Source organism: Roseateles sp. PN1 (assembly GCF_038419725.1).
In the GTDB taxonomy this organism is placed as follows: domain Bacteria; phylum Pseudomonadota; class Gammaproteobacteria; order Burkholderiales; family Burkholderiaceae_C; genus Paucibacter_A.
Map to the genome: position 1 here is coordinate 246,201 of NZ_JBCARA010000003.1, position 19,224 is coordinate 265,424.

Genomic DNA, 19,224 nt, shown 5'->3' on the forward strand with positions numbered 1-19,224 from the left:
GCGGCAAACCTCACTAGAATCAGCCCCTATGAGCAGCAGCATCCCCAGCCCCCAAATTCCCGCCGGCGAGCGCCCGGTTCGTCGTCAATACGAAGATCTGATGGCCCATGTTCAAGCGCACGGGGTGCTCAAGCAAGACCGCACCGGAACCGGCACACGCTCGGTCTTTGGCCACCAAATGCGCTTCGATCTGAACGAAGGCTTTCCGCTGGTCACCACCAAGAAGGTGCACCTCAAGTCCATCATTATTGAACTGCTGTGGTTCCTGCGCGGCGACGCCAATGTGGCCTGGCTGCAAGAGCGTGGTTGCACCATCTGGGACGAATGGGCACGTGCAGATGGCAGCTTAGGCCCTGTTTACGGCGTGCAATGGCGCAGCTGGCCCAAGGCCGACGGCAGCCACATCGACCAGATCGCCGAAGTGGTCAAGCAACTCAAGCACAACCCGGATTCGCGCCGCATCATTGTCAGCGCCTGGAACGTGGCCGAGCTGGACCAAATGGCCTTGATGCCCTGCCACGCTTTTTTCCAGTTCTATGTGGCCGATGGCAAGCTGTCCTGCCAGCTCTATCAGCGCAGCGCCGACATTTTCCTCGGCGTGCCATTCAACATCGCCAGCTACGCCTTGCTGACCCAGATGCTGGCCCAGCAATGCGACCTGGCCCTGGGTGATTTCATTTGGACCGGTGGCGATTGCCACATCTACAGCAACCACGCTGAGCAGGTGCGAACACAGCTGGCCCGCCAGCCCTTTGCCTACCCGACCATGCACATCAAGCGCCGCCCGGCCTCGATCTTCGACTACGAGTTTGACGACTTCGAGTTGCAAGACTATCAACACCACCCCGCGATCAAGGCGCCGGTGGCTGTATGAGCAGCTTCGGCACTGGCCCGCAGATCAGCTTGGTCGCGGGCGTGGCGCGCCACGGCGCGATCGGGCGCGACAACGCTTTGCTCTGGCGCTTGCCCGAGGACATGGCCCGCTTCAAGGCACTGACCCTGGGCGCGCCCGTCATCATGGGCCGCAAGACCTGGGACTCACTGCCTGTCAAATTCCGCCCCCTGCCCGCGCGGCGCAATCTGGTTTTGAGCCGCAATTATGGTTTGCAACTCAGCGGCGCCGAGGTATTCAGTAGCCTAGAGGATGCCTTAGCCGCCTGCCAGTCCGAGACGCGAGTCTCCATCATCGGCGGCGCCGATATCTATGCCCAGGCCCTGCCCCTGGCGCATCGCCTGGAGCTGACTGAGATTGATGCCGACTTCGAGGCCGACAGCTTCTTCCCCGCCTGGGATCGCAGCCTGTTCATCGAAACCGCGCGAGATCAGCACAAGAGCGCGCAGGGTTGGCGCTATGACTTCGTCAGCTATCTGCGCCGCTGAGCCCCTGCGGCAGGTACGACAGGATCGTTAGCTTAGGCGCATCAAACTAGCCGAAGCGCAGCTCAAAAAGCCTTATGGCGTTTCGATTGCCACTGGCGCCTAGGCAGACTTAGCGACGGCACCGCCTTGTCACTCTGCTGCGGGCGGCGCGAGCAATTCAAATACAAATATAGAGGAAAGATCGATGTCTGGACATGGATTTCACGTGCACGGCCCGCATGACCACGAGTTGGAGCATGCCAGTCAACATGACCCCAAGGGCCTGGCCGGCCAACTGGCAGTGATCACCGCCGTCTTGGCCACAGTCGGCGCGATGTTTTCCTATATGGGCGGCGCCACACAAGCCAATGCCGGCTTGTACAAAAACGACGCGGCCATCAAAAAGACCGAGGCGGCCAATCAGTGGGCGCTCTATCAGTCCAAGAGCAATAAGCAGAACCTGGCCGAGTTGGCTGCGGCCTTGGTGGTGGACCCCAACCAAAAGGCCAAGTACCTGGGCGAGCTGGACCGTTACAAGACCGAAAAGGCCGACATCAAGCTGGCTGCTGAGAAGCTTGAAGCCGAATCCAAGAGCTTCGACGAGAAGAGCGAAGCCCAGATGCACGAGCACCACCGCTGGGCCCAGGCCACCACGGCCTTGCAGGTTTCCATCGCTCTGGCCGCCATCGCCTTGCTGACCAAGAAGCGCTGGATGGAATGGGCTACCCTGGTGATGGGCGGCATCGGCGTCACGCTGGGCGCTCTGGCCTGGTTCCATTTCTGAGCCCCTCGTCTAGATCCACGCTCAACCCAACAACCTCCACCATCAATTCGCCATGAAACTTGCCACCTGGAACGTCAACTCCTTGACCGTCCGCCTGCCCCAGATGCTGGACTGGTTGAGCGCCAACCCCGTGGATGTGCTGGTGCTGCAGGAAACCAAGCAGACCGATGACAAGTTCCCGGCGGCAGAGATTGAAGCCGCCGGCTACAGCGTGCAGTGGTTCGGCCAGAAGACCTATAACGGCGTAGCTTTGCTGAGCCGCAGCGGGGCGCTCGATGTGCAGAAAAACATTCCGGGCCTAGCCGATGAGCAAGCCCGGGTGATCGCCGGCACGGTGGATGGGGTGCGCTGCATCGGCGCCTATTTCCCCAACGGCCAGGCGCCCGATAGCGACAAGTTTGTCTACAAAATGGGCTGGCTCACGGCCCTGCGCGAATGGGTCGCGGCAGAGCTGAAGGTCCACGACAAGCTGGTGCTGATGGGCGACTTCAATATCGCCCCGGAAGACCGCGACGTTTACGACCCGGTGGCCTGGGCGGGTCAAATCCACTGCACGCCCGAGGAACGCGCCCATTTCCAGGGCTTGCTGGATCTCGGCTTGGTGGACGCCTTCCGGCTATTCGAGCAGCCGGCCAAGAGCTGGAGCTGGTGGGACTACCGCAATCTGGCCTTCCGCAAGAATCAAGGCCTGCGCATCGACCACATTCTGGTCAGCAAGGCGCTGCAAGCAGGGGTCAAGTCTTGCCTGATCGACAAAGTGCCGCGCAAGAACGAGCGGCCCAGCGACCATGCACCGGTGGTGGTGGAGTTCTGACCTAAGCCAAGGCTAGCGTTCGAGCGAAGCAGATGCCGAGCCCGAACGATTAGGCGGCTACTTTGCCGCCGTGGCCGCAGCGCCGCCCGAGGCCTGCGAAACGTAGCGCGCCAGCGCCGCCAACTCCGCCTCACTCAGATGAGGGAAGGCCGGCATATTGCCCAGGCCATTGCGCAAGGCTCGCTTGACCCGTTCGGCATCGGGCTTGATTTCATCCAGCACCGGCCCCACCGCGCCTTCGCTTTGGGCGTCACGCAAGGTGTGGCATAGCGCGCAAGCAGGCTTGGCGCTCTTGGTGAAAAGCTGCTTGCCCAAGTCCAACTCGGCCTGAGCGGCCTCGCCCGCGCCCTGGGCCGAGGCTTGCGCCCCAACAAAGCCCAAGAGCGCAATCATCAAGGCGCGGCGCAATCTCATGCCAACGTCACGCTGACGGCATGATCCGCCCAGCTATTGTTGTTGTAGCCGCCCACATTCTCCAGGCGCTGCTCGGGTTGGATGAAGCCGGCCGTGTCGATGGCGCGGCTGGCCAGCGTGTGCGTACCTGCGGGCAAGGTGGTGGCGAAAGCAAACTGGCGCCAGGCGTACTTGCCGAGATCGGGGCCGACCAGGCGAGCGCGGCTCCAGCTCTTGCCCCCGTCCACCGAGACCTCGACCCGCTTGATGCCGCGCAGGCCGCCAAAGGCCAGACCCTGAATCTGCACCCGGCCGGCCACGCCGGGCCGCTCGGGCAGCGGATTAGTGATCCAGGACTTGACGCCCATCTCCAGCACCGAAGGCTGGCTCACATCCGCCTTGCTGCCGGGTGGCGAGATGCGATAGCCGTGCGCCATGATCTTGGCGTCCGACTCCACCGAGCCGAAGGCCAGGCGCTTGATGTATTTGATCTGATTCACGCCTTGATAGCCTGGCACCACCAGACGCAGCGGGCCGCCATGGGCCAGCGAGATCGGTTGGCCGTTCATCTCCCAAGCCAGCAAGGCATCCGCCATGGCCGCCACAGGCAGCGAGCGCTCCACCATCACCGACTTAGGGTCCAGGCCTTCGGGCAGGGTTTCACCGCCGGTGCCGGTCATGAACTCAGGGCTGGACACAAGGCCGCCCAGCAGTTCCACCACCTCGCGCACCGGCACGCCGGTCCAGACCACGCAGCCGGCCGCGCCGACCTTCCACGGTGTGCCGCTGGGCTTGCTGGGGAAGAAGCCACGGCCATTGCCCGAGCATTGCAAGACCATGGCCACGGTCTCCACGCCCAAGGTCTTCAACTCGGCCACGCTCAGCGCGCGCGGCGACTTCACGCCCTCGACGCTGACCGTCCAGGCATCACGGTTTTCCAGAATGGTGGGTGCCGGTGCTGGCAGGTTGTTACGCACATAAAGCTGCTCGGCCGGCGTGATCAAGCCCATGCCCATGGCCGAACGCTTGGTTTCGATGGTGCTGCTGCTGTGCAGAATCAAGGCGTTGGCATCCTTCCAGCTGACGTAAGCCGGCAAGGGTTTGACTGCAGGAGCCACGGCTTGCGAGGCGGCTTGGGCGCGGGCAGCCTGCGTGAAGGAGCCCAGGCCAGCGGCCACCAGAGCGGTGGCACTGCCGGCCAACAATTGACGACGGCCGGGCACGGGTTGTTGGTCGAGCTTGTTCATGCAGATCTCCTTCAATTGACTCCGATGCGCGGCATCGTACAACTTGAGGATGACAGCAGCCTCGGGTAATTCCCGTGCTGTGCGATAGCCAACTCGAGATCATTCGAGCAGGCGATTAAGCAGACGCCCGCCTGTGCTCGCTACCTGCCCGACAGATACTCGACAGGCCTCCGCTGGACGCTCAGTTCACTCAGTTGGTCTCGTCAACCGGACCGGCTGATCCGGCGGCTTCGACGGCCGCAGCTGCAGCTTCGCGCAGCTTGTCCTTCTTGCTCTTGCGGCGGCCCTTGACTCCGCCCACGCCGGCCTCGGCGCTGGCAACACTGCTGGACTCAAAGCCGGCAATCTGCTCGCGCGCCACGCGCTGGCCTTGGCGCTTTTCAATCAAGCGGAAATGCGCTTCGCCATTGCCCAGCTGCCCGCTGATGAAACTCAGCGCAACGCCCGTCTGCCCCGCACGGCCGGTGCGGCCGATGCGGTGGGTGTAGTCGGTGGCTGAGCGCGGCAAGTCATAGTTCAAGACCACCGGCAGCTCAGGAATATCGAGGCCGCGCGCCGCCACATCGGTGGCCACCAGCACTTGAATCTCACCGCTCTTCAACGCATTCAGCACACCGGTGCGGCCGCCCTGGCTCAACTCGCCATGCAGGGCGGCGGCCTTGATGCCGGCCTTCCAGAGCTTGTCGGAGACATGTTCCGTCGCGTATTTGGTGGCCACAAAAACCAGCACGCGGGTCCAGCCCTCCTCGGCCAGCAAATGGCGCAGCAGAGCCGTGCGGCGGCCTTCGTCGACCACCAACGCACGCTGGGTGATGGCGGCCACGCGGGCCGGTTCCGCCGCGATCTCGATGCGGGTGGGCTCGCGCAACAAGGCCTGCGCCAGCGCCTCGACCGCCTTGGGGAAAGTGGCAGAGAAGAACAAGTTCTGGCGCCGCCCGGGCAGGCCGGCCAGCAGCCGCTGCAATTCCTCGGCAAAGCCCAAATCCAGCAGGCGGTCGGCCTCGTCCAGCACCAGGCATTCAATCGCACCCAGGCTCAAGCCGCGATGCTCCAGCAAGTCCAGCAGCCGGCCGGGCGTGGCCACGACGATGTCGGTACCGCCCCGCAGACCCATCAATTGCGGGTTGATCGAGACGCCGCCGAAGGCGATGGAAATCTTCAGTGGGCCGGGCAGAAAGTCGGCCAGCTCATGCAGGCTTTGACCCACTTGGGCCGCCAGCTCGCGCGTCGGCACCAGAATCAAGGCCAGCGGTAGGCGCTGGGTGGAGCGACCCTGTTGCTGGCGTTGCCGCAGCACCTGCTGCAGCAAGGGTAAGGCATAGGCCGCCGTCTTGCCCGAACCCGTTTGCGCCAGGCCCAAGACATCCGCACCGCTCAAAATCGCGGGTATGGCTTGGGACTGGATGGCGGTGGGGGCGTGGTAGCCCTGCTCGCGCACGGCGCGCAACAAGGCGGGCGACAGGCCCAGGGTAGCGAATGACATGAAGGGCCTAAAAGTGAAGGCGTGATTTTACGGCCAGAGCTAGAACCAGAGGGAGCGAACCCGCAGCAGCGCTGCAATTGAAGCCCTGCAGAGGCTGGCTACTCAAACAAGCCCTGCTGCTCGCTCACCACTTGCCCGCTGGCGCGAGCCTCAATGATCAGCAACTTCTGCTTGGTTTGCAGGCCGCCATGCGCCGAGAAGCCACCCTGCCCTGGCGTTGCCGCCACTACCCGGTGGCAGGGCACGATGGGTGCAAAAGGGTTGCGCCCTTCCGCACGGCCCACCGCGCGCGCCGCGCCCGGCTGGCCCAGGCGGGCTGCCACTTCGCCATAGCTGAGCGTCTGGCCAACGGGGATGTGGCGCGTCAGCGCGAGCACCCAGGCATCAAACTCGGGCAGCGCACGTTCATCCAGGCGCACGCGTAGCAACTCGCTGGCATCGCCGGTCTGCCCTGCCAACAGCGCCTGAATGGCGGCCACTGCCTGCGCAATTTCGGCAGGCAGCTGCTGATCTTGCTCAAGGTGCTGGGCCTGCGGAAAACGCACCCGCATGCGGTCGCGCGTGGCGGCGGCATTTTCTTCGGGCAGTTGCGAGCCCAGCACGCCATGGGCGTCGGTCCAGGCGATGGCGCAGCAGCCCAAGGCCGTGTCGAAGCAATAGAAGTACTGAGGGTCAGGTCTTGCCATCGCGGCTAGCACTCAGGCGCGAACTCAGGCCGCAGCCTGCTTGCGCGCCTGGTAGCCCTGCTCGTGCACATCCACTTGGGCCGCGATGCCACTGCGGGCTTGCGTGGCAAGTTCAGCCACCTCGTCCACGGACATGGCTTTGTACTGGTGGTCAGACCAAATCTGCCGCCAGCGGCGCGAGCCGGCCTGCCCGTTCCACAAGCCAAGCGCGTGGCGCATGGCCTGGCTCCAGGGCCGGCCGGTGGCGGCCACCTGCTGCTGTAGATAGACCACCCAAGCTGCTTCCACCTGCTCACGGCTGAGCGCCGGGCCGGCTTGGTCAAAGAAGCGCTGGTCCCAGGCGGCCATCTGCCAGGGCTCGTGATAGGCCTGGCGGCCCACCATCACGCCGTCCACATGCTGCAGCTGGGTGGCGATTTCATCATCGGTCTTGATGCCGCCGTTGAGCACGATGGTCAGCTGCGGGAACTCGCGCTTGAGTTGGTGCACGATCTCGTAGCGCAGCGGAGGCAGCTCGCGATTTTCTTTGGGCGAGATGCCTTGCAGCCAGGCATTGCGAGCATGGACGATGAAGACCTCACAACCCGCCGCGGCGATTTGGCCGACAAAGTCGCGCACAAACTCATAGCTCTCCAGCCGGTCGATGCCGATGCGGTGCTTGATGGTGACAGGAATACTCACCGCGTCGCGCATGGCCTTGATGCCATCGGCCACCAAGGCCGGCTCGGCCATCAGGCATGCGCCAAAGGCGCCGCGCTGCACCCGCTCGCTCGGGCAGCCGCAATTGAGATTGACCTCGTCATAGCCCCACTGCTCGGCCAACTTTGCGCAAGCCGCCAGATCGGCCGGCTCGGAGCCACCGAGCTGCAGCGCCACCGGATGCTCGACCACGTTGAAGTCCAGATGGCGCGGCTTGTCGCCATGCAGCAGCGCGCCGGTGGTCACCATCTCGGTGTAGAGGCGGGTCTGCGTCGTCAGCAGGCGATGGAAGGTCCGGCAGTGCTTGTCGGTCCAGTCGAGCATCGGGGCAACACTCAGGCGCCAGGGGCTGGGCGCTGCGGGGGTATGTGAGGAAACTGTCATTTGTCGGGCTATGGGAGGCTTCTGGCGGACCGAAGACCCCCAAGCGTTAGTAGGTGCCTAGCGAGCGACTGGCGAGCAAGATGTGTCAAGCCAGCGAATGGGATGCCCTTCTTGAGCATTCAGGGCGCGCCGAGCGCAGCGCCGATTATCCCAAAGATCGCGCGGAGGCGCCCCCGCTCGCCTCCGATAGCTAAGACGGCATCGCCGCCAAGCGAGATCAGGGGCAGGCTTTGCCCAATTGCAGGCCGCGCAAGAAGGAGCGCCTGGATTGCCCGGCCACCAAGGAGGCAGTGACGGCCACGGAATGCTTCTCAGCCCCGCTGAGCTTGCGCACCCAGCCGCGGAAGGGAATCAGGTTCTCGCTGGCGCTGCGCAAGGCGCCCACGGCAGCGTCGCTGGCCGCCTCACCCCCCATTTGCATCAAATCTCTTTGCAGCTTCTGGCGCTCGGGCGAATCCAGGTCCGGGCCCAGTGCCTGGTCCAGCGCTGCCTTTTCCTGCGCCAAACCTGCGCAAGTTTCATCGGCCGGCAGTTTGAACGGGGCTTCCTGGGCGGCGAGCAAGACCGGGGGAATCTTGGCCTGAATCAGGTTCAAATCCTGCAGCGGCGCGGTCACTGCCCCGGCCACCTGTTCATCAGTGCCGGGCTTGCCTGGCTTTGAGGACGTGCTGGCGCAAGCCGTCAAACCCACGAGGCAGATAGCCGAGGCCAATTGCAGGCCGGCGCGGGCGAAATTGAAAACAGGTTTGGGCATGGTTCTGAAGCTAGGCAAGCCAAGGTGAATGATGCGCTGAGTTTGCCAGAGCCCAAGCCTGTGTAATTTGCCCGTTATCACAAGCTGCCTATTTGTGCCGAAACTGAACAAAGGCGGGCCAGCAGTCGCAGTAGCCACAACTGCCCTGGACCCGACCCTGACCAACAAGCAACTTCAGAACAAGCCGCTGATGCGCCCGGCTGCGTCCACGCCGATATGCTCGGCCGCCGGCACCTTGGGCAGGCCAGGCATGGTCATGATGTCGCCGCAGATGGCCACGATGAACTCAGCACCCGCATTCAGGCGCAGCTCGCGAACCCGCAGGGTGTGGCCAGTGGCGGCGCCACGCAGCGTAGGGTCGCTGCTGAAGGAATATGGCGTCTTGGCGATGCACACCGGCAGATGGCCCCAGCCGGCGTCCTGCCACTCCTGCAATTGCGCCAGCGTGCGCCCCTCAAACTGCACCTCCTCGGCGCGGTAGATCTTGGCGGCGACGGCTCGGATCTTGTCGGCCAAGGGATCCTCATCGCGATACATCTGCGCGGCGGGTTCAGCAGCGCGGCTGGCATTCGCCTCGCACAGTGCCACCACCTGACGCGCCAGTTCAGCGGCACCGGCGCCCCCCTCGGCCCAATGTGTAGCCAGCACGCAGGCCACGCCGAGCGCTTGGCAGGCGGCCTGGATCAGCGCGATTTCCTCGGGCGTGTCAGCGTCGAAGCGGTTGATGGAGACCACCAACGGCAGCTCGTAGTGCTGGCGAATGTTCTCGATATGGCGACGCAGATTCGCCAAGCCACGCTCCAGGGCCGCCAGATCATCGCCATGGCCGTGGAACTTCAGCGCACGTACGGTGGCTACCAGCACGGCGCAACTGGGGTTCAAGCCGGCCTTGCGACATTTGATGGACATGAATTTCTCGGCGCCAAGATCCGCGCCAAAGCCAGCCTCGGTGACCACATAGTCGGCCAGCTTCAGGGCCGTTTGCGTGGCGATCACCGAATTGCAGCCATGCGCAATATTGGCAAAGGGGCCGCCATGCACAAAGGCCAGATTGCCTTCCAGGGTCTGAACCAGATTGGGCGCTAACGCATCCTTGAGCAAGGCCGTCATGGCGCCGTCGGCCTTGAGTTCGCGGGCGGTGACCGGCTTCTTGTCTGCCGTGGTACCCACCACGATATTGCCCAAGCGGCGCTGCAGATCAGCCAGCGAGGTGGCCAGGCAGAGGATGGCCATCACCTCGGAGGCCACCACGATATCAAAGCCGTCCTGGCGGGGGTAGCCGTTGCCGGGGCCGCCCAGGGCCACAGTGATGTCGCGCAAGGCGCGGTCGTTCATATCCACCACGCGGCGCCAGCTGATGCGGCGCACGTCCAACTTCAGCGCATTGCCGTGGTGGATGTGGTTGTCGATCAGAGCCGCCAGCAAGTTGTTGGCCAGGGCGATGGCGTGAAAGTCACCGGTGAAGTGAAGATTGATGTCCTCCATCGGCAGCACCTGCGCGCGCCCGCCGCCGGCCGCCCCACCCTTCATGCCAAAGCAAGGCCCCAGCGACGGTTCGCGCAGGCAAATCATGGCCTTCTTGCCGATCAGATTGAGGCCATCGCCTAAGCCCACCGTGGTGGTGGTTTTGCCCTCGCCGGGCGGCGTCGGTGAGATGGCGGTGACCAGCACCAGATGACCGTTAGGCTCCGAGCCCAGGCTTTGCACCTGGCCTAGGCTTAGCTTGGCTTTGTAATGGCCGTAGGGGCTGAGCGAATCTTCGGGCAGACCCAGCTTGGCATGGGCCAAGGGCAGAATTTTTTGCAGGCTGGCGGCTTGGGCGATGTCGATGTCGGTGGGCATCTGTCGGTCCTGGTTGAAGTCCGAGTGGGACAAGAAAAAAGCGAGGTCCGGGTAGGAGCTCGCTTTTCATTATCTGCGCCGCGGCGGCTCGGCCGCAGCGTGTGAATGCCGATCAGGCCAGGTGGCGCAAAGGATGTTGATCGGCCGCCCAGGGCGACACGAAGAAGGCCTGCACCTCGGCCGCGTTGACCTCGTCCAGCGTGGCGGGCTGCCAGCGCGGTGCGTGGTCTTTGTCCACCGCCAAGGCGCGAATGCCTTCCACGGTTTCGCTTTGCGCCACAGGGCGCAGGTGGAAGCAGTGGTGCACCATATCGCGCTCCATGCGCAGATCCTCGGCCAAGCTCATGCTGCGCGCACGGCGCAGCTGCTCGAAGGTTACCGCCATCATCAGGGGGGAGCGCTTGGACAAGGTGGCCAAGGTGTTGCGGGCCCACTCGTCATCCAGCGCTGCCAGGGCAGCGAGGATGGCCGGCACATCGTCTTGACCGAAGCATTGGTCGATGCGCTGACGCAGGCTTATGTGGTCGGCCGCGGGGGCCAAGTCGACTCGCTCCATCACGGTGGCCACCACATGCTCGGCGCTGCTTTGCGCGCCGAACTTGAAGGCCTCGATGATGGCGGGCAAGGCCGAACTCTGCACAAACACATCGCCCAAGCCCAGCTCGATCGCATCGCCTGCGCTCAAGGCCTGGCCGGTCAGCGCCAACCAACGGCCGGTTTGGCCGGGGCATTGGCTCAGGAAGTGGCCGCCACCCACATCGGGGAAGAGGCCGATATTGGTTTCTGGCATGGCCAGGCGGCTGTGCTCGGTCAGCACGCGCAGCTTGCAGCCCTGGCTGATGCCCATGCCACCGCCCATCACGATGCCGTCCATCAAGGCGATGGTGGGCTTGGGGAATTGGTGGATCAGGTGATTGAGCGCGTACTCGGCGGTGAAGAACTCAGCGAGTGCAGCGTCCCCAGCAAGGGCCGCACGGTGGAAGAAGCGAATGTCCCCGCCGGCGCAGAAGGCGGCGGGCTTGCCCGGGCGGCCAGCCGCCAGCAAGAGCACGGCCTCGATGGCGGGCGCGGCGGCCCAAGCCTTGAACAGAGCCGTCAGGTCATGAATCATTGCCAGCGACAAGGCATTCAAAGCCTCGGGGCGATTCAGGGTGATGATGCCGAGGCAGCCATTCACCTCGGCCAAGATTTGACCGTCGGACTGCAGGGCAGGAATCAGCGGGGAATTCAAAGTAGCGCTCATACCTCTCTCCGGGATGGTTGTTGTGCTTGTTCTTGCGGGGGCTTTCCAAGACCTTGGTGCCAGGCCAGCAGCTCATTGACGATCAGGGCGGATAGCACCATCGCGCCGCCCCACAGGGCAGCCGTAGATGGTACTTCAGCTGCCCACAGCCACGCCCACAGCACGCCAAAGATCACTTCAAGCTGGCCCAGCAGGGATATCTCTGGCCCGGCCAGCACGCGGCTCAGACGCACCACCAGCAAGCAGGGCAAGGCGAGTTGAAACACGCCTAAGCCTGCCAGAAGGACCAGGTCATGTGGCGAAGCCTGCAAAGGCCAAGCCAGCGGCAAAACCGTGAGGGTAGAGATCAGCGCGCCGATCAGAACGGCCGGCAACATATCGGGCGCCTGCGCCGCATCACCGTGGCCCACATGCTGCAGCACCGACCAGTTCACCGCGGCGGCGATGGGCACGCCCAAGGCCACGGCAATGCCCAAACCGCTGGCAGCGGACGCGCCCTGCCCGGCCATCTCATGCCCGAACATCCAGGCAATGCCGATGCTGGCCACCAGAATCGCCAGCCAAGTGCGCAGCGGGAGGTGATGCCGCAAGACCACCCGGGACAGCAAGGCGGTGAGCAAGGGGCCCAAAGCCATGGTGACTAAGACATTGGCCACCGAGGTCAGGCTCAGCGCCACCATGAAGGCGGTGAACATCACGGCCCAGCACACGCCTGACAGCCACACCAGCCGCGGCGCCTGACGCAGTTGCGCCCACAGTTGCGGCCCGCGCATCCAGCGCAGGGCGAGCGCCAAGGCCAGCGCATTGAAGCCGCTGCGCCAGAAGGTCAACTCAAAGCCTCGCGCCGCCTCCAGCTGACGCGCGACCACCCCAGCCGTGCTCCACAGCAAGGTGACCAACAACATCAGGGCAACAGCGCGTCGATGAGTCATACCGATGAATTGAGAGCGCCCCTGAAACGGGGCGCGGTCGTCTATCTGATTGCTGCCTCGCATCGCGCGAGGCCATGCCCGGGCCGAGTCAATCTAGGGGACTGATTCAGCCGGCGGCGGCCCGGGACAGAAGCCCAGGCTGGAAGATGCCAAAGTGTCGCACCTGAGCGCGACACGCAGGGCTTAGCCGCGCGAGTTGCGCTTACGCTCGTTTTCCGTCAGGAAACGCTTGCGCAGGCGGATGCTCTTGGGCGTGATTTCGACCAACTCGTCGTCCTCGATGAACTCAACGCCGTATTCCAGCGTGCAGTCGATCGGAGGCGTGATCTTGGTGGCATCTTCCTTGCCGCTGACGCGGAAGTTGGTCAGCTGCTTGGTACGCGTCGCGTTGACGACCAGGTCGTTTTCACGGCTGTGGATACCGACGATCATGCCTTCGTACACCGGGTCATTCGGCTTGACGAACATACGGCCGCGGTCATCCAGCTTGCCCAGGGCGTAGGTGAAGATTTCACCGGCGTCCATGGAGATCAGCACGCCGTTCTTGCGGCCAGCGATCTCACCCTTGTGCGGCTCGTAGCCGTCAAAGATATTGCTGATCAGGCCCGAACCACGGGTCAAGTTCAGGAATTCGTTGGTGAAGCCGATCAGGCCACGCGCAGGAATGCGGTACTCCAGGCGCACGCGGCCACGGCCGTCCGGCTCCATATTGACCAGCTCGCCCTTGCGCTCGCCCAGGGCTTGCATGACGCCGCCTTGATGGATTTCTTCCACGTCGGCAGTCACCAACTCGATAGGCTCATGCTTCTCGCCATCGATGGTCTGAAACACCACGCGCGGCTTGGAAACAGCCAGCTCGTAGCCTTCACGGCGCATGTTTTCCAGCAAGATGGTCAGGTGCAATTCGCCACGGCCCATCACTTCGAAAATGCCGTCTTCGTCAGTTTCCTTGACGCGCAGGGCCACATTGCTTTGCAGTTCTTTTTGCAGGCGGTCCCAGATCTGACGGCTGGTGACGAACTTGCCTTCGCGGCCAGCCAGCGGGCTGGTGTTGACGCAGAAGTTCATGGTCAGTGTGGGCTCGTCCACCTTGAGCATGGGCAGCGGGGCCGGGGTGGCCACGCTGGTGACGGTCACTCCGATACCGATCTCGTCGATACCGTTGATCAGCACGATGTCGCCAGGGCCGGCTTCGGCCGACTGCACGCGGTCCAGACCTTGGAAGGTGAGCACTTGGTTGATACGACCCTTGGTGCTCTTGCCGTCCGGGCCTTCCATGACCAGCACGTCCATGCTGGGCTTGATGGTGCCTTGGGTGATACGGCCAACGCCGATGCGGCCGACAAAGGTGGAATAGTCCAGCGCCGAGATTTGCAGCTGCAGCGGAGCGGCCGGGTCACCCTTTTGCGAAGGCACATGCTTCAGCACGGTGTTGAACAGGGCCGACATATCGGGGCCCCATTGCGCGCCAGGCTCGCCCTCTTCCAGCGAAGTCCAGCCGTTGATGCCGGAGGCGTAAACGACGGGGAAGTCCAGCTGCTCGTCAGTGGCGCCCAGCTTGTCGAACAGGTCGAAAGCGGCGTTGACGACGGCGTCGGGCTTGGCACCGGGCTTGTCCACCTTGTTGACCACGACGATGGGCTTCAAGCCCAGGGCCAAGGCCTTCTTGGTCACGAAGCGGGTCTGGGGCATCGGGCCTTCTTGGGCGTCGATCAGCAGCACCACACCGTCCACCATGGACAGGGCGCGCTCGACTTCACCACCGAAGTCCGCGTGACCGGGGGTGTCCACGATATTGATGTGCGTACCTTCCCAAGCCACGGCGCAGTTCTTGGCCAAGATGGTGATGCCACGCTCGCGTTCGATGGCATTGCTGTCCATCACGGTGTCGACCACTTTTTCGTGCTCGGCGAAGGTGCCGCTTTGGCGCAGCAATTGGTCAACCATGGTGGTTTTGCCATGGTCAACGTGGGCGATGATGGCGATGTTGCGAATCTGCTTACTCATACGACGCTTTCAAAAAATTCGGAATTTCTTCTTACACACCCAGGAGGCTGGACACCTCTTGAGGGCTTAACAAACGGTCCGGGATCAACTCACCCGCCTTGATATGGGCCCCGCCCAAAAATGCCTGGGGTTCGGGTCCGTAGACCCGCACATGGGGCTGGTCGGGGGCGTTCAGGCGGCGCCGTAGACCGGTTAAAAAGCGGGCGGCTTCGTCGGCGCCTAAGCGCACTTCGGGCCAGTCCGCCAGCAAGCTGTCGGGTGGGCGCAGCAAGGCCTCGCGCTCGGCCTCGGTCAGCTCAGCCAGGGCGTCCAGGCTGATGGCGTCTTCTACCCGTACCGGGCCGGAGGCCGTCCGCCGCAAAGCGGTCAGATGCGCGCCGCAACCAAGCATTGCTCCCAGGTCTTCGGCCAGGGTGCGAACATAAGTGCCCTTGCTGCAGCGCACTGCCACGGTCAGCTGGCTCAGCTCATCTTGCCAATCGATGATGTCGAGCGCATGAATCGTCACACGGCGCGAGGGGCGTTCGATCTGGATGCCAGCGCGTGCGTATTCATACAAAGGCCGGCCTTCAAATTTGAGGGCCGAGTACATCGGCGGCACTTGATCAATCTCACCGCGCAGCGAAGCGCAAGCGGCCTCGATCTGTTCGCGGTTCACCGACACCGGGCGCTCTTCCAGCACTTCACCTTCGAGGTCGCCGGTGGTGGTGGTGGCGCCGAGTTGCAGGGTGGCTTGATAAGCCTTGTCGGCATCCAGGCTAACTTGGCTGAACTTGGTGCCTGCGCCGAAGCACAGGGGTAACAAGCCAGTGGCCAGGGGATCCAAGGTGCCTGTGTGACCCGCTTTTTCAGCGCGCAGCAGCCATTTCGCCTTTTGCAAAGCGTCGTTGCTGGTCCAGCCCAAGGGCTTGTCCAGCAAAAGCACGCCGTGAATTGGACGGCGTACGGTTTTGATGCGCGGAGGGCGGGCGGCAGACATCTTGTTTCTTACTCTTGCTCGTCGGCCTTTTTGACGGCGCTGCCTGCTGCCTCGGCATCCGAGTCAGCGGCAGGCTCATCGTCCAGGGCGCGATTGGCATTGGCCGTGCGGATCAGCGCGCTCATTTCGGCCGCGCGCTCGATCGTGCGGTCGAAGTGGAAGTGCAGGCTGGGCACGGTATGAATCTGCAGGCGCTTGAACAAGCCATTGCGCAAGTAGCCGGCAGCCTCGTTCAAGGCTTCGCCGGTCTCGGTCGGGTCGCCGACCAACACCGAGAAAAACACCTTGGCATGGGCGTAGTCGGGCGTGACCTCGACGGCATTGACCGTGGCCATGCCGATGCGGGGGTCCTTCAGCTCACGGATCAACTCAGCCAGATCGCGCTGGATCTGGTCGGCCACGCGGAAGCTGCGGTTGGGGATGACTCGTTTATGTCGCATATCTTGATCTCCTCAGTGGATGCCCACGTAAAGACAAACCCCGCCACTCTTTGGAGGGCGGGGTTGGCTGCTTGGGGGCAACTCCGCCTTACAGCGTTCGAGCCACTTCCTTGACCTCGAAGAATTCCAGCTGATCGCCCTCGGCGATGTCGCTGTAGTTCTTCAGCTTGATACCGCACTCGAAGCCTTCGCGGACTTCGCGCACATCGTCCTTCATGCGCTTCAAGGTGTCGATCTCGCCGGTGTAGATCACCACGTTCTCGCGCAGCAAGCGGAAGCGTGCCGAACGGTTGACGGTACCCGAAGTAACCATACAGCCGGCAATGGTGCCGATCTTGGTCGCCACGAACACGGTGCGGATTTCGGCCATACCGATGACTTCTTCGCGCTGCTCGGGAGCCAGCATGCCGGTCATCGCTGCCTTCACTTCATCCACGGCGTCGTAAATGATGTTGTAGTAGCGCAGATCAACCGCATTGCCTTCGGCCAGCTTGCGTGCGCCGGCGTCAGCCCGCACATTGAAGCCGATGATGACGGCCTTCGAAGCGATCGCCAAGTTGACGTCCGACTCGCTGATGCCACCCACAGCCGCATGCACGATCTGCACCTTGACTTCGGGCGTCGACAGTTTGAGCAGCGAAGAAGACAGCGCTTCTTGCGAACCTTGCACGTCGGACTTGATGATGATGCCCAGGGTCTGCACATCGCCGGCAGCCATGTCGGAGAACATATTCTCCAGCTTGGCAGCTTGTTGACGCGACAGCTTCACATCACGGTACTTGCCCGAACGGAAGGTAGCCACTTCACGGGCACGGCGCTCATCGGCCAGGACCATGAATTCGTCACCGGCTTGCGGCACTTCGGTCAGACCTTGGATTTCCACCGGAATGGAAGGACCAGCTTCGGAGCAAGCCTTGCCGTCTTCGTCCAACATGGCGCGAACACGACCGTAGGTCGAACCTGCCAGCACGACGTCGCCGCGCTTCAAGGTGCCCGACTGAACCAGGATGGTTGCGACCGGGCCGCGGCCCTTGTCCAGCTTGGCTTCGATCACCAGGCCCTTGGCCATGGAGGCGACAGGCGCCTTCAGTTCCAGCACTTCGGCTTGCAGCAGCACTTGCTCCAGCAATGCGTCCATGCCTTCGCCGGTCTTGGCCGACACGGGCACGAAAGGTGTATCGCCGCCGAAGTCTTCAGGCACAACGCCCTCAGCCACCAGCTCGCCCTTCAGGCGTTCGATATTGGCACCTTGCTTGTCGATCTTGTTCATCGCCACAACGATGGGCACGCCCGCCGCCTTGGCATGGTGGATCGCTTCCTTGGTCTGGGGCATCACGCCATCGTCCGCCGCCACCACCAGGATGACGATGTCGGTAGCCGTGGCGCCGCGAGCACGCATGGCGGTAAACGCCGCGTGACCCGGAGTGTCCAGGAAGGTGATCATGCCGCGCGGGGTTTCCACGTGGTAGGCACCAATGTGCTGCGTGATGCCGCCGGCTTCGCCAGCAGCCACACGGGCACGGCGAACATAGTCCAACAGCGAGGTCTTGCCGTGGTCAACGTGACCCATGACGGTGACCACCGGTGCGCGGGGCAGGCTTTCCGCCTGCTCGGCGCCAGCGCCCTCTTCCTCGAGGAAGGCGTCCGGATCATCCAGCTTGGCGGCAAACGCCTTGTGGCCCATTTCCTCGACCAAAATCATGGCCGTTTCTTGGTCCAGCTGCTGGTTGATGGTGCACATCTGGCCCAGCTTCATCAAATGCTTGATGACTTCGGAAGCCTTGATGGACATCTTGTGGGCCAGGTCCGCCACCGAGATGGTCTCGGGGATGTGAACCTCTTGCACCACTTGCTCGACCGGTGCCACGAAGTTGGACTGGCTCTGGCCGCGGTCATTGCGGTCATTGCCACGACGGCCACCCGCACCACCGCGGCTAGGCGCACGCCAGCCACCGGCGGAAGGACGTGCACCACCCGGTGCTGGCGTCGAACCCGGCTTGACGCCGCGCTTCTTGTCATCAGCCCAGCTGGACGACAACTTCTCGGACTTAACCGACTTCTTGTCACCCGGCTTGGCAGCCGTGGTCGTGCCAGGAGCCGCAGGGGCGCCGGGAGTACCTGGCTTCTTGTGGATCGTGCCCTTGATGCCTTCTTTCGGGGCTTCAACGGGCTTGGGCTCTTCCTTCTTGGCGATCATGACCTTTTTAGGGGCATTCATCATCGCGCGGATGGCAGCAGCCTCGGCCTCAGCGGCCTTGCGGCGGCGCTCGAGGTCGACTTGTTTTTGCTTCTCTTCCACGCCCACGTCCACCGCCTTGACCACGCGCAGCGCGGGCTTGGCAGGTTCAGCGACAGGCGCAGCGGCCACAGGGGCGGCAGCAGCAGCGACGGGCGCAGCGGGTGCAGCAGCAGCTTCAGCAACCGGGGCTTGAGCCACGGCGGCAGGAGCAGGCGCAGCCACCACGGGTGCAGGTGCCGGGGCACGTGCAGCGGCAGCCGCCTTGTTGATGGCAGCGGCTTCGCGAGCAGCAGCCTCAGCCGTCTGGCGTGGCGGCTTCTTCGCAGCCTTGGCGGCAGCGGCTTGTTCGGCAGCCAGGTTCGCAGCAGCTTGCGCAGCCACGGCTTCAGCAGCCAAGCGCTCTTGGCGACGTGCTTCTTCAGCGGCGCGGGCGGCCTTTTCGGCCTCTTCACGCTCACGCACACGCTCAGCCAGCTCAGCTTCCTGGCGACGCAGGGCTTCAGCCTGGGCTTGCGCCTCGACTTCGCGGCGTTGCAGGTCGGCTTCCTCGGCGGCAGCGGCGGCGGCCACTGCGGCGTCGTCGGTCGCGCCAGACTCGTCCATCTTCACGAAGGTGCGCTTCTTGCGCACTTCCACGCTGATAGTGCGGGCTTTGCCGCTGGCATCGGCCTGCTTGATTTCGCTGGTCGACTTACGGGTCAGCGTGATCTTCTTACGATCAGCGCCGGCCGTGCCATGCGAAGTACGCAGGTAGTTCAGCAGACGCTCTTTGTCGGCTTCGTTGAGGGCGTCTTCGGTAGACGCCGTTTTGACGCCTGCAGCTTGAAGCTGCTCAAGCAGCGTGCTCGCAGGCTTTTGTAGCTCTGCGGCAAACTGGGCGACGGTGGTCACAGCCATTGTTGGATCCTTAACTTATGCGTACTTTGCTGGGCGATTCTT

17 protein-coding genes are annotated in these 19,224 nt (G+C 63.4%); 4 read left to right on the top strand and 13 right to left on the bottom strand.

Annotated elements, in window-relative coordinates:
* The first annotated feature begins 28 nt into the window (after positions 1-28).
* The 4 genes from AABB87_RS06190 to xth all read left to right on the top strand — a co-directional run bounded on the left by AABB87_RS06190 (position 29) and on the right by xth (position 2,957).
* Positions 29-874 carry a thymidylate synthase gene (locus AABB87_RS06190; protein ID WP_341970450.1) on the top strand — a complete coding sequence of 282 codons (846 nt, stop codon included), beginning with the start codon at positions 29-31 and terminating at the stop codon, positions 872-874.
* Complete coding sequence (locus AABB87_RS06195) at positions 871-1,380, top strand: dihydrofolate reductase (RefSeq protein ID WP_341970451.1); 510 nt, start codon at positions 871-873, stop codon at positions 1,378-1,380. The genes AABB87_RS06190 and AABB87_RS06195 overlap by 4 nt, the downstream gene beginning before the upstream one ends.
* Before the next feature lie 184 nt (positions 1,381-1,564).
* Positions 1,565-2,143, top strand: a complete 579-nt coding sequence (locus tag AABB87_RS06200) for a DUF4337 domain-containing protein (RefSeq protein ID WP_341970452.1) — start codon at positions 1,565-1,567, stop codon at positions 2,141-2,143.
* 52 nt (positions 2,144-2,195) lie between these two features.
* Positions 2,196-2,957 carry an exodeoxyribonuclease III gene (xth, locus tag AABB87_RS06205; protein WP_341970453.1) on the top strand — a complete coding sequence of 254 codons (762 nt, stop codon included), beginning with the start codon at positions 2,196-2,198 and terminating at the stop codon, positions 2,955-2,957.
* 57 nt (positions 2,958-3,014) lie between these two features.
* Here the strand turns inward: xth and sorU are convergent, their stop codons facing one another.
* From sorU to infB, 13 genes are all read right to left on the bottom strand, one after another.
* Positions 3,015-3,371, bottom strand: a complete 357-nt coding sequence (gene sorU, locus AABB87_RS06210; protein ID WP_341970454.1) for a SorU family sulfite dehydrogenase c-type cytochrome subunit — start codon at positions 3,369-3,371, stop codon at positions 3,015-3,017.
* Complete coding sequence (gene sorT / locus AABB87_RS06215; RefSeq protein ID WP_341970455.1) at positions 3,368-4,597, bottom strand: SorT family sulfite dehydrogenase catalytic subunit; 1,230 nt, start codon at positions 4,595-4,597, stop codon at positions 3,368-3,370. The genes sorU and sorT overlap by 4 nt, the downstream gene beginning before the upstream one ends.
* 190 nt (positions 4,598-4,787) lie before the next feature.
* Positions 4,788-6,080 (bottom strand): DEAD/DEAH box helicase, encoded by a 1,293-nt coding sequence (locus tag AABB87_RS06220; RefSeq protein WP_341970456.1) that lies wholly within the window; start codon positions 6,078-6,080, stop codon positions 4,788-4,790.
* Positions 6,081-6,178: 98 nt separating this feature from the next.
* The gene (locus AABB87_RS06225; RefSeq protein ID WP_341970457.1) at positions 6,179-6,766 is read right to left on the bottom strand and encodes a methylated-DNA--[protein]-cysteine S-methyltransferase; all 588 of its coding nucleotides are present in this window, start codon (positions 6,764-6,766) and stop codon (positions 6,179-6,181) included.
* Between the two features lie 24 nt (positions 6,767-6,790).
* Positions 6,791-7,849, bottom strand: coding sequence for a tRNA dihydrouridine(20/20a) synthase DusA (dusA, locus tag AABB87_RS06230; RefSeq protein ID WP_341970458.1), 1,059 nt, complete (start codon positions 7,847-7,849; stop codon positions 6,791-6,793).
* 217 nt (positions 7,850-8,066) lie between these two features.
* Positions 8,067-8,603: a hypothetical protein gene (locus AABB87_RS06235; protein ID WP_341970459.1), complete on the bottom strand. Its 537-nt coding sequence runs from the start codon at positions 8,601-8,603 to the stop codon at positions 8,067-8,069.
* A gap of 174 nt (positions 8,604-8,777) precedes the next feature.
* Entirely contained in the window at positions 8,778-10,445 is a 1,668-nt protein-coding gene (locus AABB87_RS06240) for a formate--tetrahydrofolate ligase (RefSeq protein ID WP_341970460.1), read from the bottom strand.
* 112 nt (positions 10,446-10,557) lie between these two features.
* A complete protein-coding gene (locus AABB87_RS06245) occupies positions 10,558-11,688 on the bottom strand; it encodes a 3-hydroxyisobutyryl-CoA hydrolase (RefSeq protein ID WP_341970461.1) in 1,131 nt (376 codons plus the stop codon).
* Positions 11,685-12,620, bottom strand: coding sequence for a DMT family transporter (locus AABB87_RS06250; RefSeq protein ID WP_341970462.1), 936 nt, complete (start codon positions 12,618-12,620; stop codon positions 11,685-11,687). Before AABB87_RS06250 ends, AABB87_RS06245 begins: the two co-directional genes overlap by 4 nt.
* 183 nt (positions 12,621-12,803) lie before the next feature.
* Positions 12,804-14,627 (bottom strand): translational GTPase TypA, encoded by a 1,824-nt coding sequence (gene typA, locus AABB87_RS06255; RefSeq protein WP_058719746.1) that lies wholly within the window; start codon positions 14,625-14,627, stop codon positions 12,804-12,806.
* A 31-nt stretch (positions 14,628-14,658) separates the two neighbouring features.
* The gene (truB, locus tag AABB87_RS06260; protein WP_341970463.1) at positions 14,659-15,606 is read right to left on the bottom strand and encodes a tRNA pseudouridine(55) synthase TruB; all 948 of its coding nucleotides are present in this window, start codon (positions 15,604-15,606) and stop codon (positions 14,659-14,661) included.
* Between the two features lie 8 nt (positions 15,607-15,614).
* A complete protein-coding gene (rbfA, locus tag AABB87_RS06265; protein ID WP_341970464.1) occupies positions 15,615-16,046 on the bottom strand; it encodes a 30S ribosome-binding factor RbfA in 432 nt (143 codons plus the stop codon).
* 88 nt (positions 16,047-16,134) lie between these two features.
* Positions 16,135-19,182: a translation initiation factor IF-2 gene (gene infB, locus AABB87_RS06270; protein ID WP_058719749.1), complete on the bottom strand. Its 3,048-nt coding sequence runs from the start codon at positions 19,180-19,182 to the stop codon at positions 16,135-16,137.
* Positions 19,183-19,224 lie beyond the last annotated feature (42 nt).